Source organism: Pseudobacillus wudalianchiensis (assembly GCF_001685015.1).
Lineage (GTDB): Bacteria > Bacillota > Bacilli > Bacillales > Domibacillaceae > Pseudobacillus > Pseudobacillus wudalianchiensis.
Map to the genome: position 1 here is coordinate 21283 of NZ_MAYT01000027.1, position 20856 is coordinate 42138.

The following is a 20856-nucleotide window of genomic DNA, read 5'->3' on the forward strand; positions in this document are numbered from 1 at the left end:
TGAAATCAGCCGCAAATAAGAACAGTTAAGTAAAAGCAGGCGACAATCGCTTGCTTCTTTTCTGTTAATGAAAATCAGAGAAAGCGAAAAAAGAGCAATAGATGATAAGGCTCTTTCAAAAGGTGGGCGAAGTGGTGATATTTTTTCAAATTGTGTTACAGGTAATTTTTCCATTATTCCTCATGATCGGTGCGGGAGCCTGCCTTCATCGTTTATTAAGGCTTCATTTAGCTACACTATCTGCTATAACGATCAATTTTTTGCTTCCAGCTGTTTGTTTCGTCAATATTTATCAAAGCAATATGTCCGGAAGGTTGATTGGCCAAACACTGTTATTTTTAATGCTTTTTAATATGCTTCTGATTTTAATCAGTATATTGTTTGCGAAAGCTAACCGGTTTGACAGCCGATTATCAGCCACTTTTAAAAACAGTTTTGTCTTGAGCAATTCAGGAAATTACGGTCTCCCGGTAAGCGAACTTGTTTTTGTCGCAAATCCGGCTGGTACAGCTATCCAAGTCATTGTATCCATATTTCAAAATTTGCTTACTTTTACTTACGGCGTTTATAATTCAATTTCTGCTCAAAGCAGCGGAAAGGATCTTATCCGAAAAATTATGAGGCTGCCTGTTATTTACGCTTTGATTTTTGCTATTATCCTGCGCTGGACAGACACGAATGTTCCTGATTTTATATGGCAGCCAATTGAGAATGCGTCTAAAGCTTTTTCAGCGATAGCACTGATAACCCTTGGGGCACAAGTGGCTTACTTAAAAATTATTCATATTTCTAAACCGGTAGTATGGGCAGCGATCGGTCGGCTAGTGATTTCTCCTTGTATTGCTCTGCTGATTATAGTACTGCTAGGTTTATCGGGAACGGTGGCTCAAGCGCTCTTTATTGCGAGTTCTTTTCCCACTTCGCGGAATAGTGCATTGTTAGCCCTTGAACACGATAATTATCCTGACATTGCGTCACAGGCTGTTCTGTTGACGACTATTTTTAGCAGTGTAACTGTAGCTATTGTTATTTATTTATCAAAGATCTTCTTTTAAATTCTTCTTGCTGAAAACCAAGACAATGAGGGAGACCGAACAAAAAGGTCAAATATAAAAAAACAATTTAAAAAATCCTGCTTCGTGAGTAGTATGACTGCCCACAAAGCAGGATTTTTTATTTACTTGTCTTATTATTCAATATTAACTTTTTTCAATTCTGTTTCAGCTAGGCTTGGAACAACTTCTTTTTTATTATAGAAAAGGAAGTAGGAGCCGATTACCAAGATGGTTAGAATCGAAGTAAGGAAGAATTGTAAACGCATGGAGCCGATAAAAGCTTGAGCGACGAAAATAACAAATAATACAGCAATTGTTGCGTAGGTTAAGTAAGGGAAGAGCCACATTTTAACTTTAAGAGCCTCTGGATTTGTCTCTTCTATTTTTCTCCGTGTACGTATATGAGAAACGGCAATAAAGACATACATGATCAGTGTAACGCCACCTGAACTGTTAGCTAAAAAGACGAACAACGTATCTGGAGAAATAAATTTAAATAGGGTAAATACGTAAGCAAAGAATACACTTGCTCCTAGTGCCCAAATTGGAATCCCTCTTTCATTAACTCTAGAGAGGAACTTCGGAGCCGACCCTTTTTTCGAGAGTGAGTACACCATACGGGAACTTGTATAAAGTCCTGAGTTCAAAACGGAAAGAAGAGAGATAAAAATAACAAAGTTCATAACTTGTCCCGCAGCAGGAAGACCCGCCATATCAAATACACTTGCAAAAGGAGTCTTAAGCAATTCCTCGGCGCCTTGTGGGATAACCATGATCAGTACAGCCACCGAACCGACAAAGAAAAGAAGAAGCCGCCAAACTACAGCGTTGATTGCTCTAATGATATTTTTCTCTGGATTTTCGGATTCACCAGCTGCGATCGCTGCGACCTCGCTTCCAGATAGTGAGAATGTAATAAAGATCACTCCAAGAATGACCGGCATAAAACCATGAGGGAAAAACTTATCAACTGTAGCTAGGGTAGAGAAGCTTTGTACTTCAACACCCGGAACAAGACCAAAGGCGATGGCTACACCTAATCCAAGGAAAATAACGATAGCTGCTACTTTAATAGAAGCCAGCCAGTATTCAAATTCTCCATAGGCTTTAACTGAAAAGACATTGGTGATAGTCATTAAAATAGGAAACACTACACTTGCTACCCAAATTGGTATAGAAGGGATCCAGTTATTCACCATTTCCCCTAATAACGTTGCTTCGATTGTAACGATGATAACCCAGTTGAACCAATATAGCCAGCCGATAGTAAATCCAGCCCAAGGGCCAATTGCCTGGTGGGCGTATGTGGAAAAAGACCCACTGTCAGGGTTCAAAACAGCCATTTCTCCAAGCATCCGCATAATAAGAACAATTAATAATCCTGCGATAATGTAAGACAAGAGGGCACCAGGTCCCGCTGATGTAATCATTGTGCCACTTCCTACAAACAGTCCTGCGCCGATTACCCCGCCAATCGAAATCATCGTAACATGTCTTGTTTTAAGACCGTGCTTTAAATCATTATTTTGCACTCCCAAATTGTACCACCCACTCTGTAAGTTTTCGTATAGCTAACTAACTTTTTACGGCTGCTGTGTGTTAGGTGGAAATATTTTTTACATTCGTATCAATGTGACAAAACCGAACATTAATAATAAACAGAATATTTTTTCGTTATGAATGTAAGTAATACAGTATGTTTTTTCCACCAAATAATGTCCTTATGAGAATTATCCCGATTCCCTCTCATCACTCCTTTTCATAACGGCTGGTTTTCATATTCGGTTGAATACGATGCCGCAAGTGTCCTTTTCATGTTTGTCTGCTTCCCCACTAGTAAAAAGAACTCTTAAATTCAAGAAAGAAGTCACTTGCTCGCCTTGAATTTAAGCGTTTTCAAATTTCCCAAAAGCATTTTGCTTTAGGATACACATTTATAAGCAAGAAACGTGCCAAAGTCTATTCGCCTAAAATTCGGCATGTAAGGGCTAAATATGTCAAAAAGTGATTCGTTTTAGAATCAAAAAACGGAATTTTTGATTCATTTCTTGATTATTGATACATTTTTGAATTATATTTTAATTACAAGTAAAAAGAATGTAGACAATAGTCGAAAAATAAAGAAAGAGGAATGCGCATGTCTATTGCAGACGTCATCTTAGAGAAAATTATCAAAACGTCTAACAATAATATTACTGTCACGGATGGCAAGGGAATTATTTTATACACGAATAGTGATCATTGGTCTGTATATGATGCCGAACCAAAGGACTATGTGGGAGAATCTATTTTTGAACTTCAAGAACAAGGAGTGCTCACGCCGTCTATTACAGCAGTTGTACTAAATGAAAAACAGCCTATCCAAATTATGCAGCGTACTAAGAGGGGTAAAATTATTATGTCAACGGCTTACCCCATTTTTAATGATGATGGAGAGATCATCAGAGTAATCAGTTATGCTATTGACCAAACCGAAATTAGTAACCTTCAAGATCAATATGAACAATTAGAGAGAAAATTAAAAGGCTATCAGACAGAGGTAGAGGTCTTAAGGGGGAAAGAAGAGACTCATTATCGCAGTAAGGAAATGCAACAAATCGCAAAAACACTGCAGCGGGTAGCCAACACAGATGCTACCGTTTTAATGACAGGAGAATCCGGTGTTGGAAAAAGTATGCTGGCTCGAAAACTCCATACTCAAGGACATCGTCGAAAAGAGCCGTTTATTGAGGTGAATTGCAGCACGATTCCTATTAACCTGTTTGAATCAGAAATGTTTGGTTATGAGTCTGGGTCTTTTACCGGGGCTCAAAGAAAAGGAAAACAAGGGTTAATTGAACAAGCGCATAACGGAACATTGTTTTTAGATGAAATTGGAGAATTGCCTTTAGCGATGCAGGCAAAACTATTAAAAGTCCTCCAGGAAAAAAAGTTTATGCGAGTGGGCGGCAATGAAGAGCGTTATGTTGATTTTAGGTTAGTAGCGGCCACTAATAAAGATTTAGAAGACATGGTTGAAAAAAGTGAATTTCGTCTTGACCTGTATTATCGGTTAAACGTTATCCCTATTCATATCCCGCCGTTGCGGGATCGAAAAGAAGATATTTCTTTATTGATCAATCATTATGTCGAGCTGATCAACAGGAAATACAAAACTGCCAAAAAACTGCATTCCTCTACGTACGAAATCTTGCTTAAATATAGATGGCCCGGCAATGTACGTGAACTAGAGAATTTAATCGAACGATTGATTTTAACATCGGAAGACACCATTCTTCGCCCCAACTCTCTTCCTGTTTCGATTGTAGGCCAGGAAAACGCCAACATGGATGAAGTCTCATTGATTGAACAAATAGTAGTGGAGGATCACAATTTAAAAAGAGTCGTAGAACGAGTAGAAAAATTGATGCTTTCCAAGGCTCAAAAACAATGTAAATCAACTTACGAAATGGCTAAATATTTAGGGATTAGCCAACCTTCCGTTATTCGCAAACTGCAAAAATATAAGGAACCGTTATAGGGAGAATTCATCGGTACAAAAAAGACAAAGTTTGGTTTGTTAAAGAGATTATTTGTGATCGCTTGGCTGATTAAAGTTATCGAAGGTGGAAAATTGAAACCACCTACCTATACTTAAATTATATAAAAGATTAATTAGGCATGGATTAAACGATCCATGCCTTTGCTTATTCTGAACGTTTGGCAAGCTGCGTTAAACTTTTTATTATAGTTTTAGGAGAATATATATTGAAATTTCAGCTATGAAAGAAAACCCATTTTTTAGATCTTTATAGTTTTTTTTACTAGAATGTTATAAAATACTCCTTTATCCTAACAAAAAACAAACTTATGAAGAGATAGGAAGGCAATAAACTGGATTGTGGAAAGGAGATAAATCGATGAATCTATTTAATTCAAAGATCATTATAATTTTACTGCTAATTGCAACGCTTTCTGTGATCGATATATTTGATGATCAAATTTTATGGCTTCTTGATTTAAAGGGAAATGGGCCAGTTGAAGAGATAATTGATACAGCAAGTTCTTCTTTAATAGTAATGTTAATTATTTGTGCTCTAATAATAGTAAATAACATCTTTTATCAACTAGATAAACAAGAAAAACAATATCGGAATTTAATTGAATTATCCCCAGAAGCTATCCTTATTCATCGTAAAGGGAAAATTCTCTACACTAACGGATCTGGAGCAAAGTTACTTGGTATAAGTAATTCAGATGAAGCAATTAATTATAATTTGATGAAATTTATTCATCCTGATTCGATTGATCATTTACGATCCTTAGAAAAGAGAATCAAAAGCAATGAAGAGGTCGTTTTGAAGCATCGTTTTAAAGTGAAAAGACTAGATGGGACAATATTCGATGTAGAGTTCACCTCAGCAAAGATTGAATATGGCGGACAACCTGCAAGAGAAGTCATTGTTAGGGACATAACCATTGAAAAGAAGAGAGAAGATGAAATGAAACAATTGGTCTACCAAGATGCTTTAACTGGGTTGCCGAACCGAAGAGCTTTTGTGGATAAGATGAATCAAACATTAAGTGAGGTAAAAAGAGATAACGCGGTATTAGCGGTAATGTTTATCGACTTGGATGGGTTCAAACAGGTAAATGATACTCTTGGACATGAAGCAGGGGATCTTCTTCTAAAACAAGTCAGTAACCGTTTTAAGGATTGTATTAATAAAAAAGATATGGTCGCAAGGTTAGGAGGAGATGAATTTGTCATTCTACTTCCTGATACTCATCAAGACGACTGTACCTTAACAGCTAAAAGGATCATCGAGTGCCTCGCTTTTCCTATTTTGCTTTCAGGAAAAGATGTGAGAGTGACACCCAGTATAGGAATTGCTGTCTATCCTGAGGACGGGCAAGAGGCAGAGACGCTGATTAAACACGCTGATTTGGCTATGTATCAGGCTAAACGTCGGGGAAAAAACAATTACCAAATGTATAAAACGGGCTGCTAACATTATTTTCTAAAAGCTCATCCTTATATAAACAGTAAAAAAAGAGCAGATTTTCTGCTCTTTTTTTACTGTTTACGTACTGATCTGTTCTTACGGAGAGCGAATTAAAAAATTAGCTAAATCTTTCTACTGTTTAAATAAAATGACGCTTCCTTATACCAATTCATACCTAATTTGTGAGTCCATGTTACCTTAATACCTAACATTTGGATAATAATTCAACTCTTTTTAGTCGCTTTCCATAGATTTCTAGGTATTAGGTATAATTGACATTGAAAATCATTATCATTTATCATTCTAGTTGATAATGATTTTCATTTTCGTTTTAAGATTTGAAGGGAGGATCATAATGAGTGCGTTAACGAGTAGTGAGTTAATAAATATGCCAATTAAACAATCCATCGCTGAATGTATTGGAGGGACTCCGGTTGTATCATTGAACAGGTTATTCTCCGATCAGGATATGGAACTATTTGCGAAGCTGGAATATATGAATCCAGGTGGAAGTATGAAAGATCGTCCAGCCAAATTTATTATTGAACGCGGGTTGAAAGATGGGACGATTACTCCCGATACTCATCTAATTGAAAGTACATCGGGAAATCTAGGCATTGCGCTGGCGATGATCACTCGATTATATCAATTAAAATTAACGTGTGTAGTGGATCCAAAGATTTCACCAACCAATTTAAAAATTTTACAACGCTTAGGGGCAAACGTTGACATGGTAACAGAGCCAGATGAACATGGCGGCTATTTAAAAACGCGGATAAAGCGAGTAAATGAGCTGGCGAATATAGAAAAAAATGCACTATGGATTAATCAGTATGCCAATGAAGACAATTGGAAGTCGCATTATTACGGAGCAGGTACTGAATTGATAGAACAGCTTCCAGACCGTATTGATTATTTTCTTGCTCCTGTCAGCACGTCGGGAAGCATCATGGGAATCAGCCGGAAACTGCGGGAACGTTTTCCGAATATGAAGGTTCTAGCGGTAGATGCTGTTGGTTCTATTATTTTTAATTCCCCTCCAGCTAATCGTGAATTGCCCGGCATAGGGGCAAGCAGAGTGCCTGAAATATTAAACAAGGCAGAAATTGATGAGGTCATTCACGTCAATGATTACGAGTCGGCACTTGGCTGCAGGAGACTTCTTGAAACAGAAGGAATTTTTGCGGGAGGCTCTTCTGGCTCGATTATAGCAGCTTTACAAAAAATGATTCCGTCGCTCCCGTCCGGTTCACGCGTTGTCACGATCTTTCCGGATCGCGGTGATCGTTACCTAGATTTAGTTTATGACGATGAGTGGCTTGGCAAATTACCATCTTAAACATATGAAATGAGAGGAAAAGAAAAATGAAATTAGAGACAAAAACGAATATAAAAACAACAGAACAACAAGAGGTACCATCTTTACTTTATTTAAGTAAGAAGGACATCATCAAAGCAGGCGGCGGCCAGTCTGATCTTTATGTTGAAGCATTGACAGGGGCTTTTCGCCTTCATGGCAAAAAAGATTTTGTCCAGCCGCTTAAACCGTATTTGCGGGCAAACGGGAAACAGGGTCATATTGCTGACCGTATTATTGCTATGCCTGCCTATGTTGGCGGAGAGGATCCAATTTCCGGAATAAAGTGGATTGGTAGCAAACATGATAATCCAACTGCTAGAGGGCTCGAACGGGCAAGCGGGCTGATTATTTTAAATGATCCTGACACGAATTTTCCTATTAGTGCCATGGAAGCAAGCTTAATTAGCAGTATGCGAACAGCAGCTGTAACAGTGATAGCCACAAAACATTTAGCTAAGAAAGAGTTTCAGGCGGTGTCCATTATCGGCTGCGGCTTAATCGCCAGCAAACAAGCGCAATCCTTGCTCGAACAATTCACCCAAATAAAAGAAGTTCATTTGTTTGATCTTAACCATCAAGCAGCTGTCCAATTTGCTGCAGGGTGGGAAGAGCATTATCCATCTGTTCAATTCATGATTCATGCTACGGCAGAAAGTGCGATTAGACAAGGAGAAGTTATTGTCCCTTGTACAGTTACAGATCAGCCTTATATTGAGTATAGTTGGCTGCAAAAAGGAGCTTTTGTTTGCAACATCTCCATCATGGATGTGAAAAAGGATGTCTTTTTGCAGGCAGATAAGGTGCTCGTGGATGATTGGGAGCAGGCAAATCGTGAAAAGAAAGTGATTCATCAATTAGTCACTGAAGGAAAATTTTCTAAAGAGCAGCTGTATGCCGAATTAGGCGAAGTCGTATTAGGTGAAAAAGCAGGACGTGAACAGGAGGAGGAAATTATTATTTTAAATCCAATGGGAATGGCGCTCGAAGATGTGGCAAGTGCTTACGCCATTTATAAACGGGCCGTCGAGCAGCAGATCGGTACAGAGCTAAGTTTGTACTAAAAAAGGAGGAGAGAAATGATGATGGCTGCTAAAGATCTCTCAATACACAGAAAAGATGGCTATCAAGATGCGGAATTTCAGCTTGTCAAAGACTTAATTGATGCTATTCTTCTGGAAGATCTTTTTTCTATCCATGGAAAAGGAGATGTAATCAAGAATCCAGTAGAGTCTTTCCATTTGAAGGACGGGGAATCACTTTTTGAAGTTCCGCTTTCAAAAGAGGAATCCATACTATTCCCCGTGCGTGTTTCAGCATTGCATTCCTATCGTTTAAGCGGCAGACAGGTCTACCTTTGGCAAAAGGAACAAGCAGTCTTACAAGAGATGGGACTGATGCAAACTGCTCAATTGTTCATGAATACTTACGGAAAAGAAAGCGGTTATTCAGAAGAAAACAGGAGTCAGTTTTTAGATGAACTCATGCTTGCCCGAAAGCAAACTGCTTTAACCCATGAAAGAGCAAAAATCATGCAGCGTATCCGATTAACCTCGTTTATCGAAACAGAACAGCTGGCCGCTTTTCGGGATCGCCCGTTTCACCCAACGGCTAAAGCAAAGGAAGGATGGACCGAAGAAGAATATCGTTTGTACAGCCCGGAATTCCAGCAGACGATTAAGCTCGGCTGGATAGCTGTCCATCGGGATTATATCCACTCAGGAGGGAACGCAAAGGAAGAAGTGCTTTATGACTTATTAACGGAACAGGAAAGCGCTCAGTTAACAGCCGCTTTTGAAAAGAAAGGAATTGCTTTAAAAGATTATGTTGCGATACCTATTCATCCGTGGCAAGAAAAGAATGTAATAGCCACTCTCTACAAAGAAGAAATCGATCAAAAAATATGTGTCCCTCTTGATGTTCAGCTGGGGGAGTATCATGCCACGTCATCGCTTCGGTCATTAGCACCAACGACAGACAGCTCTTATCATATAAAGCTTCCCATTGGGATTTCTTCTTTGGGAGCATTAAGGCTTATGCCCCCTCGCTATTTGTTGAATGGAGTGAAAGGGCAAAAGCTGCTCGAGCGAGTAAAGAAAAGAGATTCCTATTTAAAACAGCATCTTTTCATATGTGATGAGTGCCATTGGTGGGCGTTTCACGATTCGGAACAAAACCTATACGCCGATAAGCCAGGCCATCTAACATGTCAAATTCGCAGCTATCCGAGTGTGATTATGAATAAGGAGAAATATGCCCTCGTCTCTATGGCGGCATTGGCAGTTGGAAAAGAAGAGCATCTTTTTACACAGTGGCTCCATAAGCAGGAACATAAAGTAACACAGGAAAATGTGATCCAGCTTTTTGAAGGCTTGTGCCGCGAGTTTGCTCTGTTTGCCTGCCGTTTCTTACAATATGGCATTATGCCAGAGCTCCACGGACAAAACGTAGTGGTTGTTCTAAAGGAGAACGACTTATCCGGATTTTTACTTCGTGACCATGACACAGTGCGGATTTTTCCAGAGTGGATGGAAAAAGCAGACCTGAAGGATCCTGGTTATGTCATTAGGAAAGATACGCCTAATACACTGATTAATCAAAATCCTGAAGAGTTTCTAGCTTATTTTCAAACATTGGCGATTGAAGTGAACTTGTATGCCATTGTAGACAGCTTATGTTCTGTTTATCAGCTTGACGAACATCTTCTTTGGAAGATCGTGAAAGACAGCCTTCAAGAGGCGATCACCTATGAGGATTTTACACAGGAGCAGCGTAAAGTCATCTATAACATTTTATTTTCAAACGAAACGTGGCCAGTCAAGAGGCTGCTTGATCCGCTGTTAAGAAGAAAAGGATCAGGAGGAGGAAGCATGCCTTCTAGTATAGGGAGAATTCATAATCCCTTTCGTTCCCGGGAAAAGATCCAAGAATGAATCACATCATTCATTGGAAACGGAACTTCGCCATTCTATGGAGCGGACAGTTTTTAGCGATTGCAGGACTTACTTTGCTCGTTCCCTTCCTTCCTTTTTATATGGAGGAGCTTGGTGTTAAAACACCACAGGAAAAGCAGCTTTGGAGCGGAATCGCTCTTGCTGCTCCTGCCGTTTCATCTGCTATTGCTTCTCCGCTTTGGGGAAAGCTGGGTGATCGCTTTGGCCGTAAGTTAATGGTCATACGGGCTCTCTTTGGGTTAAGCCTTTGTCTTTGCTTAATGGCGATTGTCTCTAGTCCGCTGCAATTTTTAGCCGTTCGTCTTTTACAAGGAGCCTTTGGCGGAATTGTCGATGCTTCAAGTGCCTTTGCTGGTTCTGAAGCACCGGAGGAACAGCGCGGGAAAGCACTGGGCAGCCTTCAGAGCGCTGTCGCAGCCGGTTCATTATCTGGTCCTTTTTTAGGGGGGATTTTTGCTAATATATATGGCTTTCGTCCGCTGTTACTCACCGTAGGAATCATAACAGCGATAGGAGCATGTGCCGCCGGGTTCCTATTAACAGAAAGAATCAGAACTCAAACTAAAGAGAGTCCTTCTAGTGAAGTAACTGGCAGTGTTCTCCAGGCGTTTATTTCGATGTTCTCTCATTCAAGAACAAGAGGGTTTCTTCTCGCAGGATTTACCGCAAACGTCGCAGTGTTTGGTCTCGTGACGCCGCTCGCGCCACTAGTAGAATCTGTAGCAAGAAAACCAGACTATGCTGCGACATGGATTGGCTTTTTGCAAGCTGCTTTATGGACCGCTACATTAGTGAGCGCGCCGTGGTGGGGAAAACGAAATGATCGTTTTAAAGTAGAACGAAATTATAGGATAGCCACTATTCTGTGCGGGATCAGCGTGGTGCTGCAGGCATGTGTCATTAACGTACCAACACTGCTTGTTTTTCGTATTTTACAAGGTTTAACTTTTAGTGCCCTCATTCAATCGGTCATGTTTGTCATTATCCAATCTTCCACCGATACAAATCGCAGTGTTCGCGTTGGAGCGGCGAATAGTGTATTAGTATGCGGACAAGTGATTGGCTCTCTAGCAGGTGCTCTTATTACTGGGATGTTTAATCCAAGTACTGCCTTCTTTATGATGGGTACAGTCTTTATTGTGAGTGCTTGTTGTCTATTACAAGGTTTTGTTACGATCCCCGTCTTATCATTTCGTGCAAACAAACGTTAGAAAGGAAGTGAAGTTTCATTGAAAAAGCAAATTCTTGAAAAGAAGATCAGCGGCCGCCAGCTCGCTGAACGTGCGACGGCGGAGAGATTGTTAAATGCTTATTTGAGGGAAAACAATCTTTTTGACCCAAGAAGATCAAATAATCAGTTTGTACTTGCGTTAGAAAACAGCGGCAGGCAAGTTTTGGGCTCGCTCCGTTATTGGTCACCAATTGGCCATCATGCCTTTGAAGATGTTTTCTATGAACGTGAAGAATCCGGTCTTATCGTCATAACGGAACGAAGAGTCATCGAGTTGCTTATTGAAGAGCTGGCTTATTTAGAAAACGACCGTGAGCTGCGATTCAAAAAAGCAGAACTGCTTTACAGGCATATAGAGAACAGTATAAGCAAAACAGCACTCTATCTTGAGCAGGCACTAAATCATTCACCAAAAGAGGCTTTTACTTATTTAAATTCTGAGTGTTCTTTGCTGTTAGGACATCCGTTTCATCCAACACCAAAAAGTTCAGAAGGTTTTTCTGAATCCGACCTGGCAGTTTTTGCACCGGAGCTTGGGGCTTCCTTCTCTCTACATTATTTTGCTGTTTTGGATAAATGTTTACTAGAGGAAGTACTAATGGAGGAGTTTCTTACATTTGAAGAGGGTCAGTCTCAGGAGATTTTGTCTGAAATGGAACAAAAATTAGGAGAGCGGAATAAAGAGTATAAGCTGCTTCCTCTTCATCCGTGGCAGGCCCGTTATTTATTAGGGCTTGAAGATGTACAAACGGCTATTTCAAAAGGAATGATCGTGGACCTTGGAGAATTCGGCCAGCTTATATATCCGACTTCTTCGATTCGTACAGTGTGGAATAAAACCCAAAATATATTTTATAAATTGCCGTTACACGTCCGCATTACGAATTTTATCCGGACAAATTCATTAGAACAAGTCAAGCGGACGATCGACGCGTCCAAGGTAATAGCCCATATACGTAAGAATCATGAAACAGAAAGCTTTCGCATTTTGCTTGAACAAGGATACCGGGCACTAAATATTTCGGAGAGTACAGAAGAAACAAATGAACAATTGATTGAAAATACCGCCGTCCTTTTCCGTGAAGGGCTCGATGTGCTGAACGAGCGGCCAGATGCTGAGCTGTATGTAACCGCGTCACTTCTCGAAGAGCTTCCAGGCTGGAAAGAGAGTGAGTTAGCGAAGTTGATCAAAAAGTATGAATACAGAGAGACGGAATGGTTAAAGCAATATTTGGCTATTACTTTAAAGCCAATGTTAAAGCTGTTTGGGGAGACGGGCATTAGCTTGGAAGCACATGTTCAAAATTCGTTAGTCCAGTTTGTTAATGGCTGGCCGGTGACATGCTATGTCCGTGATCTAGAAGGAGTGAGTATTTCGCGCAGCAAGGCAGAAGCTTTTCAGTGGATTCCTGGGCTAGTAGATGAGAACAGCCCCGCTTTATACAGCGAAGAAGAAGCATGGTTTCGATTTACCTATTATGTTGTTGTGAATCATATCGGCCATCTTGTTTCATGCTTAGGAAAGGTTGATCATAGTGATGAGTGGAAGCTGTGGCAGGTTGTCCGCTCCGTGTTATTAGAAATAGAGAGAACGGCCTCCTCTCATTCGTTAAAAGCATATGCTCAAAGACTGCTGCAAAGTCCAACTTTGCCTGCCAAAGCCAATCTAATCAGCCGTTTCCAAGAATGCGGTGAAACGCCGTTATTTGTTGATATACCAAATCCTATTTTTGAAAGTGAGGGAAAGTAAATGATAACGGAACTGAACAATATTGTTCAATCAAAAGAATATATCGATGTGAGAAGACGAATTTTTAGGCAATTAGTCGAATCACTCATATTTGAAAGGATTGTAATGCCAACAAGAACTGTCTTAAAAAATGGAATCGAACAGTTTACGATCCACGGTACCGATCCATTCGGTGAACCTGTTGCATACATAGGTTACGGAAAACAAAAAGTAAGCTTTGAGCGGTTTCGGTTAACAAAGGATCCGCTCGTACGCCAAAAAGGAAAAGAAAGAGCTGAAGCCACTTCATTTGCTCTTTTTCTTGAAGAGATTGCTTCACATATGGAGGCGGATCGACAAAGGCTTTCCATGTTTTTAACGGAACTACATGAGACTCATGTAAAAGATGCAGTAGCCCAATATGAGTGGAGACAATCTAATTCCTTAACAGCTCTCACCTATGACGAACTTGAGGGCGAAGCAATGAAAGGCCACCCTTATCACCCTTCCTATAAATCAAGGATCGGTTTTACAGTAGAAGATCACAAAAGCTTTGGGCCGGATTTTAAGCCAAGTCTGTCATTGGTGTGGCTGGCAGCCCCTAAAGACGATTCCTCTCTATCTATCTCGCAATCTATGGATTATGAGGAGTTTATCAAAAAGGAATTGCATCCGAACGATTTAGAATGTTTTGTTCAAATACTCGCAGAAAAAGAGAAGCAAGCAACGGACTTTATCTTTATCCCTGTTCATCCATGGCAGTGGGAAAATGTTATTCTTCCACAGTTCTTGAGAGAATTGGAGGAAGGGTCACTTATTTTGTTGGGGGAAGGAACGGATCAGTATGTTCCCCAACAGTCGATCCGCACTCTTTCAAATAAAACAGACAAGATAAAATGCTATGTGAAGCTGCCATTGAGCATTACGAATACTTCTACAAATCGTGTGTTAGCTCCTCACACAGTAGCAAACGCTGCAAAAATATCAGACTGGCTCTACAGGATTAGAGAGCATGACCCTTATTTGAAAGAAGAATTGCAGCTTGTGTTTCTACGTGAGCGAGTGGGAGTTTCCTATGACAAGCGGGACCGCTCGACTTTTGAAAAGGCAGCTGCGTATGGTGTACTTGGCGGCATTTGGCGGGAAAGCATTCATTTATATTTAACCGAAGAAGAGGACGCTATTCCGTTTAATGCCCTTTATCATTGCCAACAGGATGGAATGCCGATTATTCATAGGTGGATCAATCAGTATGGAGCGGAGAATTGGGTCAAACAGCTCTTACACGTCTCCATCACACCTCTTATTCACCTTTTATATGCACACGGTATTGCAATGGAATCTCATGCGCAAAATATGGTGTTAATCCATAAGGACGGCTGGCCGGTACGTCTCGCGTTAAAAGATTTTCATGATGGCATCCGTTTTAAAAGAGGTACTCTTGCTGAACCAGCATGGTGTCCTGATTTAATGCCAACACCGGATGCCCATAAAAAGGTAAACCTTAATTCTTTTATCGAAACAGATGACATTGAGCTTGTGCGCGATTTTGTCCATGATGCCTTTTTCTTTATTAATTTATCGGAAATCGCATTCTTCTTTGAAGAATTTTATGGTGTGCAGGAAGCCGATTTCTGGAAGAGTGCGTGCCACGTAATTGAAGCTTATCACGCCCGTTTTTCACATTTAAAAGTGCGTTTTACGATGTTTGATTTGTTTGCAGAAACGATCCAGGTGGAGCAGCTGACAAAGCGAAGAATGTTCCCTGAAACAGAATTAAGAATCCAGCAGGTAAAAAATCCGCTCTTCACCGTTCGGGAGGTCACAACATGCTGAAAAACAAAGTCAAAGAAAGGATTCAACAGAACGAGAGTGTGTTTGGCATCTTCTGTTCGATTCCCAATCCGCTCGCTGTAGAAATGATCGGCCATGCCGGTTACGACTTTGTCATTATCGATACCGAGCACGCCTCTATTAATCCAGAGACTGTTGAACATATGATACGGGCCGCTGAAATTGTTGGACTAACGCCATTTGTCCGTGTGAGTGAAAACCGCGACGGTGCGATTCTGCGAGCGCTCGATGCTGGAGCAAAAGGGGTCGTTGTGCCCCACATCCACACAGCAGAAGATGCTAAAAGAGCAGTTCAGGCGAGCCGCTATTATCCATACGGGAAAAGAAGCTTAAATGGCGGAAGGTCTGCGGCGTTTGGCAAAGAGAGTTTGACCAATTATATTGAGCAGGCCAATCAAGACATAATGGTGATCCTTATGATTGAAGATATTGAGGGGATTGAAAACTTGGATGAGATTTTATCTGTGCCGGGTGTGAATCTGGTACTAGAAGGAGCCGCTGATTTATCACAATCGTACGGTATCCCTTGGCAAACACGTTCAGAGCGAGTAATAGAGGGTGTCGAAGCAATTTATCAAAAAACAAAGCAGTATTCTGTCCCCTTTTGTGCTATTCCGAGAAGTGTTGAAGATGTGCAAAAATGGTTAACAAAACAAGCGGCTGCTCTTGTTATGGGAGACGATCGTGGAATTTTCTTCAGATCATTAACAGACTTACTTGCTTCGAAGGGTGAGAAGGAGGAAGTGGCACATGGAAAAAGTAATAAAGGCGATTAAACGTTTGAAAGAAGAAAAAAATGAACCGCTATGCAGTTATCTTTACGATCTCGTCCATTTAAGGAAGCACGTTGAACAGGTAACAGGGATGCTTCCCGAAAACTGTCGTATGTATTATGCCATGAAAGCCAATTCAGAAAAGGAGATTTTAGAAACCGTTTATCCTTTCATAGAAGGTTTCGAAGTCGCTTCTATCGGTGAAGTAAAAAAAGCACGAGCAGTAAGTCCAACCGTCCCTGTTATTTTCGGCGGGCCTGGAAAAACAGATGATGAATTAGCAGGTGGGATTTTAGAAAATGTTCAGCTTTTTCATGTGGAAAGCATGCAGGAGCTCAAGCGCTTGGCGATCATTGCTGAACAACTGGATAAAAAAGTGTCCGTATTGCTTCGTATGAACCTGCGCGGACCATTCCCATCCGCCACCCTTCATATGGCTGGAAGACCAACGCAATTCGGAATCGATGAAGCGCAGGCAGAAGAAGCTATCCAACTAGCGCTCTCTTGCCCATCACTGCAGCTGGAAGGATTTCATTTTCACTCGATCTCTAACAACTTGAATCATAAACGGCACATAGAGCTAATCAATATTTATTTCGAAAAAGCAAAGGACTGGTCTCAAAAGTATGATTTTCCGCTTGCTTATATTAATGTAGGCGGTGGCATCGGAGTGAATTTTTCTGATCTTCATCAATCATTTCACTGGGATGGGTTCACAGATGAATTGCAGCGGTTAATTGTTCAAGAAAATATGCAGGATGTAACCATTATCTTTGAATGTGGTCGGTTCCTAACCTCGTCATGTGGTTACTATGCTGTTGAGATAATTGATATAAAGGAAACTCACAGCAAAGCATTCGCGGTCATACGCGGAGGCACTCAGCATTTCCGCCTTCCCGTGTCGTGGCAGCACAATCACCCATTTACTATCATTCCTATAGAGAAATGGCGCTATCCATTTGAACGAAAAGCCGTCGGCAGTCAGGAAATTACTATTGTCGGGCAGTTATGCACACCGAAAGACGTCTTTGCCAAGGATGTCATGATAGAAGAGCTGCGGATTGGCGATATTATTATGTTTCTCTATACAGGTGCTTATAGCTGGTCGATTTCACATCACGATTTTTTAAGTCATCCGCATCCACAGCAGCTTTTTTTACAGGAAGAAAGTGTGCTTAAAGTATAACGGATGAGGAAAGGAGATCTTTTTATGAATCATATTATGACATCATTGAAACTTTTACCGATCCATTTGCTGGAGCTTCATGAGGACTTTGAACCTTCACGATTGGAGAAAACAATGTCCGGTATAGAGAAAGATCAATTTCTGCGTCATCCTATTCTGGCCACACGCTTAATGAACGGCCGCTATTTAGTGTTGGATGGGGTCCATCGTTTTACCAGCTTAAAGAAAATGGGCTGTAGAACAGTGCCTATCCAGGAAGTCAAAGAAGAAGAATTTACTTTTTCAGCCTGGCATCATTTTGTTGAAAGTGGTTCTTGGTATGATAAACTCCTTTATCATTCTGCTCTTCCCTGGACAAGAGAGAAGAAAGAAGGCAGTCTTTTCGTAGAAATAATCACGGGGAAGGATGAGCGGCATTTTTTATATAAAGAGGACATAGCTTCCCGTTTTTTAGAGAGCTGGCATACGGTTGCCTCTAGCTATACAAAACATCATGAGGTACGGAGAATTCCGCCGGAGGCCGAATTTATGTGTCCAATGGAAGGAGTGCTCATTAAATATGGGTCGTTAGATTATCACTCCGTCGCCCAATACGTGCTTGATGGAATGAAGCTTCCTGCTGGTGTGACGAGATTTCAGGTGAGCGGGCGGCTGTTAAACTTACAAGTGCCGCTCGCTTTATTAAAAGAGCGTAATGGAGCTGAGTCAGAGTGGAATGAATTGCTTGATCGGTCTCGTCAGTCATTAAGATGTTACGCCGAAAAAGTGTACTTATGTGAACTATAAAATTAATAAAGAAAGAACCTCGAAATCAATTAAATTCGAGGTTCTTTCTTTTTAAATTATTTTTGAGAATTCCTTTGCTTGGGCATCTAGCTTTTCTGCAGAAGAGGAAATGTTCATAAAATCTTCTACTGTTACATGAACTTGTTGCTGGCTATGTTCGACATTCTCCTGTTCACGTGTTATGCCATTTGTAATTTTTGCGATTTCTCTTGTGATTCCTTCGATATTGTCCCGGACTTCAATAATAGAATTCTCCACACTGACGGAAAGCTTTCGAACTTCCTTAGCGACTACATCAAACCCTCGGCCATGCTCTCCAGCGCGAGCCGCCTCGATTGCGGCATTTAGCGCTAATAAATTGGTTTGGGCCGCAATCTCACGAATGGTTTTTACAATACTTTGAATGGCCTTCGTTTGTTGTTGAAGATCATCCAGCGTATAGGTGTTTTCTGAGGAGATTTCTGCAATTTTATTAATCGTCAGGAGTAGTTCTTGACTGCGATTAATGCCGGTTTCGGAGCTTATGCTGAGCACTTCTGCCATCTCCTGTAATTCATCTGCCACTTGGGAGACGATGTTTTGTCTTTTTGTTATATCGGTTGCTACTTTTAAAATGCCGATAACGCTTCTTTCTTCTAGATCGCGTATAGGCATATACGTTGCTTCTAGCCAGACACGATTTCCCTTTGCATCTATTCTTTCAATTTTATCTTGAAAGCTTTTACCGAAAGTTAAATCCCGCCAAAATTGCTCATAACCCGGACTATTGGAAAAATATGAGAAACATAGCTCCTTGTGATGCATACCGAGCATTTTTTCTCTCGTGTAACCCATTGTTTCAGAGAACTTATCGTTTACATAGGATACACGACGATTAAGATCAAACTGGATCATAGCCAAATTATCTTCCATTGCTTTAAGAACAAGTGTATTATTTATTTCTTCTTGCTGTTTTACCATTCCGCTTCTCCTCTAAAATAAAATTGTAGGTCACCTTCATAGTCTGGCCAATTGTGTGCGGCATTCGAGAAAATCTTCCCACATCTTAAGAAACAAATCCAAGAGATATGGATCAAATTGTCTTCCTCTTCCTTCTTCTAAAATCTTTTTGACTTTTTCAGCGGAGAGAGCATCCTTATAGACACGTTTGGATAATAAAGCATCAAATACATCTACAATAGCTACAATTCGTCCTTCCAATGGGATGGCTTCACCTGCAATCCCATTTGGATATCCTTTTCCATTCCACCACTCATGGTGTGTATAAGCAATTGTCGCAGCCATTTGAATAACAGGCAGTTCCAAGTTCGATAAAATGCGATGGCCGATAAGAGAATGTGTTTTCATCGATTCCCATTCTTCATTCGTCAGTTTAGCTGGCTTATTCAGAATGGAATCTGGAATCCCTACTTTTCCTATATCGTGAAAGCGGGCAGCAAGTGAAATATTCTCAACGAATTGCTCATCTTTTCCAATAAGCTTTGCCAGCATTCCTGATAAAACACCAATTCGATAGACATGCGTGCCAGTATCATCATCGCGAAACTCTGCTAATTTCAATAATCTGTCCAGTGTGTCGAATAATATTTTTGATTCCTTTGTCGTATCTTGCATCACGAGAAGAGAGCGCGACAGATCAAAAATATTGTTAACAGAAAATGGTCTTACTTTGTAATAGTGGGGCACCTTTTCTTCCATTTCTAATGTTAACGTAGCATGATCTCTTTTATTTAAAAGCGGGCATTCTGTACAAGGGACCGCTCGGTTGAAAATCAGTTCATAGCACCGGCTTCCAAAGTTTTGAGGAAATATAGTATTTGATTTTTTCGTATCTAACAATTTCTGCATTTTATTATTGACCCAAGTGATTCGGCCAAAATCGGTCGAACTAATTTCATAGGCGTAAACATCAAGGAATTGGAAATTTTGTAAAAACTGATAAGGCTGGACCGTTTCTTGTATTAAAGATTTAATGAATTTATAAAGACGATCAAAGGCTGTTATATAATTAAAAAGTTTCGGATCAAGAGAATGGTTTTCATTTGAGAGGAAAACTTTTTTCAACGCTTCCTCTAAACAGTCTCCAATCATCTGAAAATGCTGGTGAGAGATTTTATTATTGATAATTAAGCGGCTCCAATCTTGAATAAGACGATAAAAAATTTCTGGCTTGCGGTACACTCGTTCTTGGAAAAACTGAACAACCAGGCTGCTAATATAGATAAAATAATCTTTACTGTACAGAAGAGTGCGCAAAGATTCATGATTTTTAATTCTTTCTGCCAAGAGATCCTGGAACAGTTCACTAAGATTCGATGCTTGAAACGAAATAAGACCGCTAAATTCATCTAAACAGATAAGATCCTCATCTGTAAGACCATTCTCATACTGAATTTTTTTGAGTTCATATCTCAAAGGGTGTACGGCTCGATCCAGTTCAAATTCATTATAGGCTTCCATCGTCAGCTGCATATCAAAAGAGAAGAGGGCCTGCAAAGCATTAATGAAAGGCACAAGCTTTTCATGCAATATAGACTGGCCGATTTCTGTAATGACATTTATATATTTAGCATAAGTTGCAAGATACCATTGAAGGTTTAATCCTATTTTAGAATGAACTTTTCCTATAGTCAGCCGATCCTCAATATAAGTGTCGTCGATCATCCCAGTTAAACACTGTTCTAGATAGCGGCATTGTGCCCGCTTTAATCTTTCAAGAGTAGAGTATTCATCAATAATTTTTCCTAAACTTTCAATCATATAAATTTCCTCATATAATCTGTTAACAATTTCAGGTATAAAGGGGGCTAAAACGTCTTGTTGTTCGTTGATACGTTGAAGTTTTTCTGAGGTAATGCCAATAAACTGTATCTGTTCTAATCTCTTAGGATCTGAGACTTTTATTCTGTTTAATTTGGCACTTTTAGACATAGCCATAAAACGTCC

The 20856-nt window shown here is 40.2% G+C and carries 15 protein-coding genes; 12 read left to right on the top strand and 3 right to left on the bottom strand.

The features are described from left to right. The first annotated feature begins 134 nt into the window (after positions 1 to 134). Positions 135 to 1055 (top strand): AEC family transporter, encoded by a 921-nt coding sequence (locus A8F95_RS13285; RefSeq protein WP_245671322.1) that lies wholly within the window; start codon positions 135 to 137, stop codon positions 1053 to 1055. Between the two features lie 134 nt (positions 1056 to 1189). Here the strand turns inward: A8F95_RS13285 and A8F95_RS13290 are convergent, their stop codons facing one another. Continuing rightward, a complete protein-coding gene (locus A8F95_RS13290) occupies positions 1190 to 2593 on the bottom strand; it encodes an amino acid permease (protein WP_095407473.1) in 1404 nt (467 codons plus the stop codon). Positions 2594 to 3192: 599 nt separating this feature from the next. On the opposite strand from A8F95_RS13290, the gene A8F95_RS13295 reads away from it, so the two are divergent. From A8F95_RS13295 to A8F95_RS13345, 11 genes are all read left to right on the top strand, one after another. Then, entirely contained in the window at positions 3193 to 4575 is a 1383-nt protein-coding gene (locus tag A8F95_RS13295; RefSeq protein ID WP_065410950.1) for a sigma-54 interaction domain-containing protein, read from the top strand. 379 nt (positions 4576 to 4954) lie between these two features. Next, positions 4955 to 6046 (top strand): sensor domain-containing diguanylate cyclase, encoded by a 1092-nt coding sequence (locus A8F95_RS13300; RefSeq protein ID WP_065410951.1) that lies wholly within the window; start codon positions 4955 to 4957, stop codon positions 6044 to 6046. A gap of 349 nt (positions 6047 to 6395) precedes the next feature. After that, entirely contained in the window at positions 6396 to 7379 is a 984-nt protein-coding gene (gene sbnA, locus A8F95_RS13305; RefSeq protein WP_077247363.1) for a 2,3-diaminopropionate biosynthesis protein SbnA, read from the top strand. Between the two features lie 26 nt (positions 7380 to 7405). Next, positions 7406 to 8461, top strand: coding sequence for a 2,3-diaminopropionate biosynthesis protein SbnB (gene sbnB / locus A8F95_RS13310; RefSeq protein ID WP_065410952.1), 1056 nt, complete (start codon positions 7406 to 7408; stop codon positions 8459 to 8461). A 15-nt stretch (positions 8462 to 8476) separates the two neighbouring features. Next, on the top strand, positions 8477 to 10330 hold the full coding sequence (locus tag A8F95_RS13315; protein WP_065410953.1) for an IucA/IucC family protein: 1854 nt from the start codon (positions 8477 to 8479) through the stop codon (positions 10328 to 10330). After that, on the top strand, positions 10327 to 11562 hold the full coding sequence (locus A8F95_RS13320) for an MFS transporter (protein ID WP_065410954.1): 1236 nt from the start codon (positions 10327 to 10329) through the stop codon (positions 11560 to 11562). Before A8F95_RS13315 ends, A8F95_RS13320 begins: the two co-directional genes overlap by 4 nt. Positions 11563 to 11580: 18 nt before the next feature. Further along, positions 11581 to 13332, top strand: coding sequence for an IucA/IucC family protein (locus A8F95_RS13325; protein ID WP_077247364.1), 1752 nt, complete (start codon positions 11581 to 11583; stop codon positions 13330 to 13332). Continuing rightward, the gene (locus tag A8F95_RS13330) at positions 13333 to 15147 is read left to right on the top strand and encodes an IucA/IucC family protein (protein WP_077247365.1); all 1815 of its coding nucleotides are present in this window, start codon (positions 13333 to 13335) and stop codon (positions 15145 to 15147) included. It abuts the gene before it with no gap. Then, positions 15141 to 15941, top strand: coding sequence for an HpcH/HpaI aldolase family protein (locus A8F95_RS13335; RefSeq protein WP_065410955.1), 801 nt, complete (start codon positions 15141 to 15143; stop codon positions 15939 to 15941). Before A8F95_RS13330 ends, A8F95_RS13335 begins: the two co-directional genes overlap by 7 nt. Further along, complete coding sequence (locus tag A8F95_RS13340; protein WP_065410956.1) at positions 15916 to 17124, top strand: type III PLP-dependent enzyme; 1209 nt, start codon at positions 15916 to 15918, stop codon at positions 17122 to 17124. Before A8F95_RS13335 ends, A8F95_RS13340 begins: the two co-directional genes overlap by 26 nt. 24 nt (positions 17125 to 17148) lie before the next feature. Continuing rightward, positions 17149 to 17910 (top strand): ParB N-terminal domain-containing protein, encoded by a 762-nt coding sequence (locus A8F95_RS13345; RefSeq protein WP_065410957.1) that lies wholly within the window; start codon positions 17149 to 17151, stop codon positions 17908 to 17910. A 51-nt stretch (positions 17911 to 17961) separates the two neighbouring features. Here the strand turns inward: A8F95_RS13345 and A8F95_RS13350 are convergent, their stop codons facing one another. After that, on the bottom strand, positions 17962 to 18870 hold the full coding sequence (locus tag A8F95_RS13350) for a methyl-accepting chemotaxis protein (RefSeq protein WP_065410958.1): 909 nt from the start codon (positions 18868 to 18870) through the stop codon (positions 17962 to 17964). Positions 18871 to 18906: 36 nt separating this feature from the next. Continuing rightward, positions 18907 to 20847 (bottom strand): HD domain-containing phosphohydrolase, encoded by a 1941-nt coding sequence (locus A8F95_RS13355; RefSeq protein WP_245671324.1) that lies wholly within the window; start codon positions 20845 to 20847, stop codon positions 18907 to 18909. Positions 20848 to 20856: the final 9 nt, after the last annotated feature.

Bases quoted from the DNA above. Each gene is read 5' to 3' on its own strand.
- A8F95_RS13315 (WP_065410953.1), top strand. From the start codon at position 8,477: ATGATGATGGCTGCTAAAGATCTCTCAATACACAGAAAAGATGGCTAT.
- A8F95_RS13300 (WP_065410951.1), top strand. From the start codon at position 4,955: ATGAATCTATTTAATTCAAAGATCATTATAATTTTACTGCTAATTGCA.
- A8F95_RS13295 (WP_065410950.1), top strand. From the start codon at position 3,193: ATGTCTATTGCAGACGTCATCTTAGAGAAAATTATCAAAACGTCTAAC.
- A8F95_RS13355 (WP_245671324.1), bottom strand. From the start codon at position 20,847: ATGGCTATGTCTAAAAGTGCCAAATTAAACAGAATAAAAGTCTCAGAT.
- A8F95_RS13340 (WP_065410956.1), top strand. From the start codon at position 15,916: ATGGAAAAAGTAATAAAGGCGATTAAACGTTTGAAAGAAGAAAAAAAT.
- sbnB (WP_065410952.1), top strand. From the start codon at position 7,406: ATGAAATTAGAGACAAAAACGAATATAAAAACAACAGAACAACAAGAG.
- sbnA (WP_077247363.1), top strand. From the start codon at position 6,396: ATGAGTGCGTTAACGAGTAGTGAGTTAATAAATATGCCAATTAAACAA.
- A8F95_RS13335 (WP_065410955.1), top strand. From the start codon at position 15,141: ATGCTGAAAAACAAAGTCAAAGAAAGGATTCAACAGAACGAGAGTGTG.
- A8F95_RS13350 (WP_065410958.1), bottom strand. From the start codon at position 18,870: ATGGTAAAACAGCAAGAAGAAATAAATAATACACTTGTTCTTAAAGCA.
- A8F95_RS13345 (WP_065410957.1), top strand. From the start codon at position 17,149: ATGAATCATATTATGACATCATTGAAACTTTTACCGATCCATTTGCTG.
- A8F95_RS13330 (WP_077247365.1), top strand. From the start codon at position 13,333: ATGATAACGGAACTGAACAATATTGTTCAATCAAAAGAATATATCGAT.
- A8F95_RS13320 (WP_065410954.1), top strand. From the start codon at position 10,327: ATGAATCACATCATTCATTGGAAACGGAACTTCGCCATTCTATGGAGC.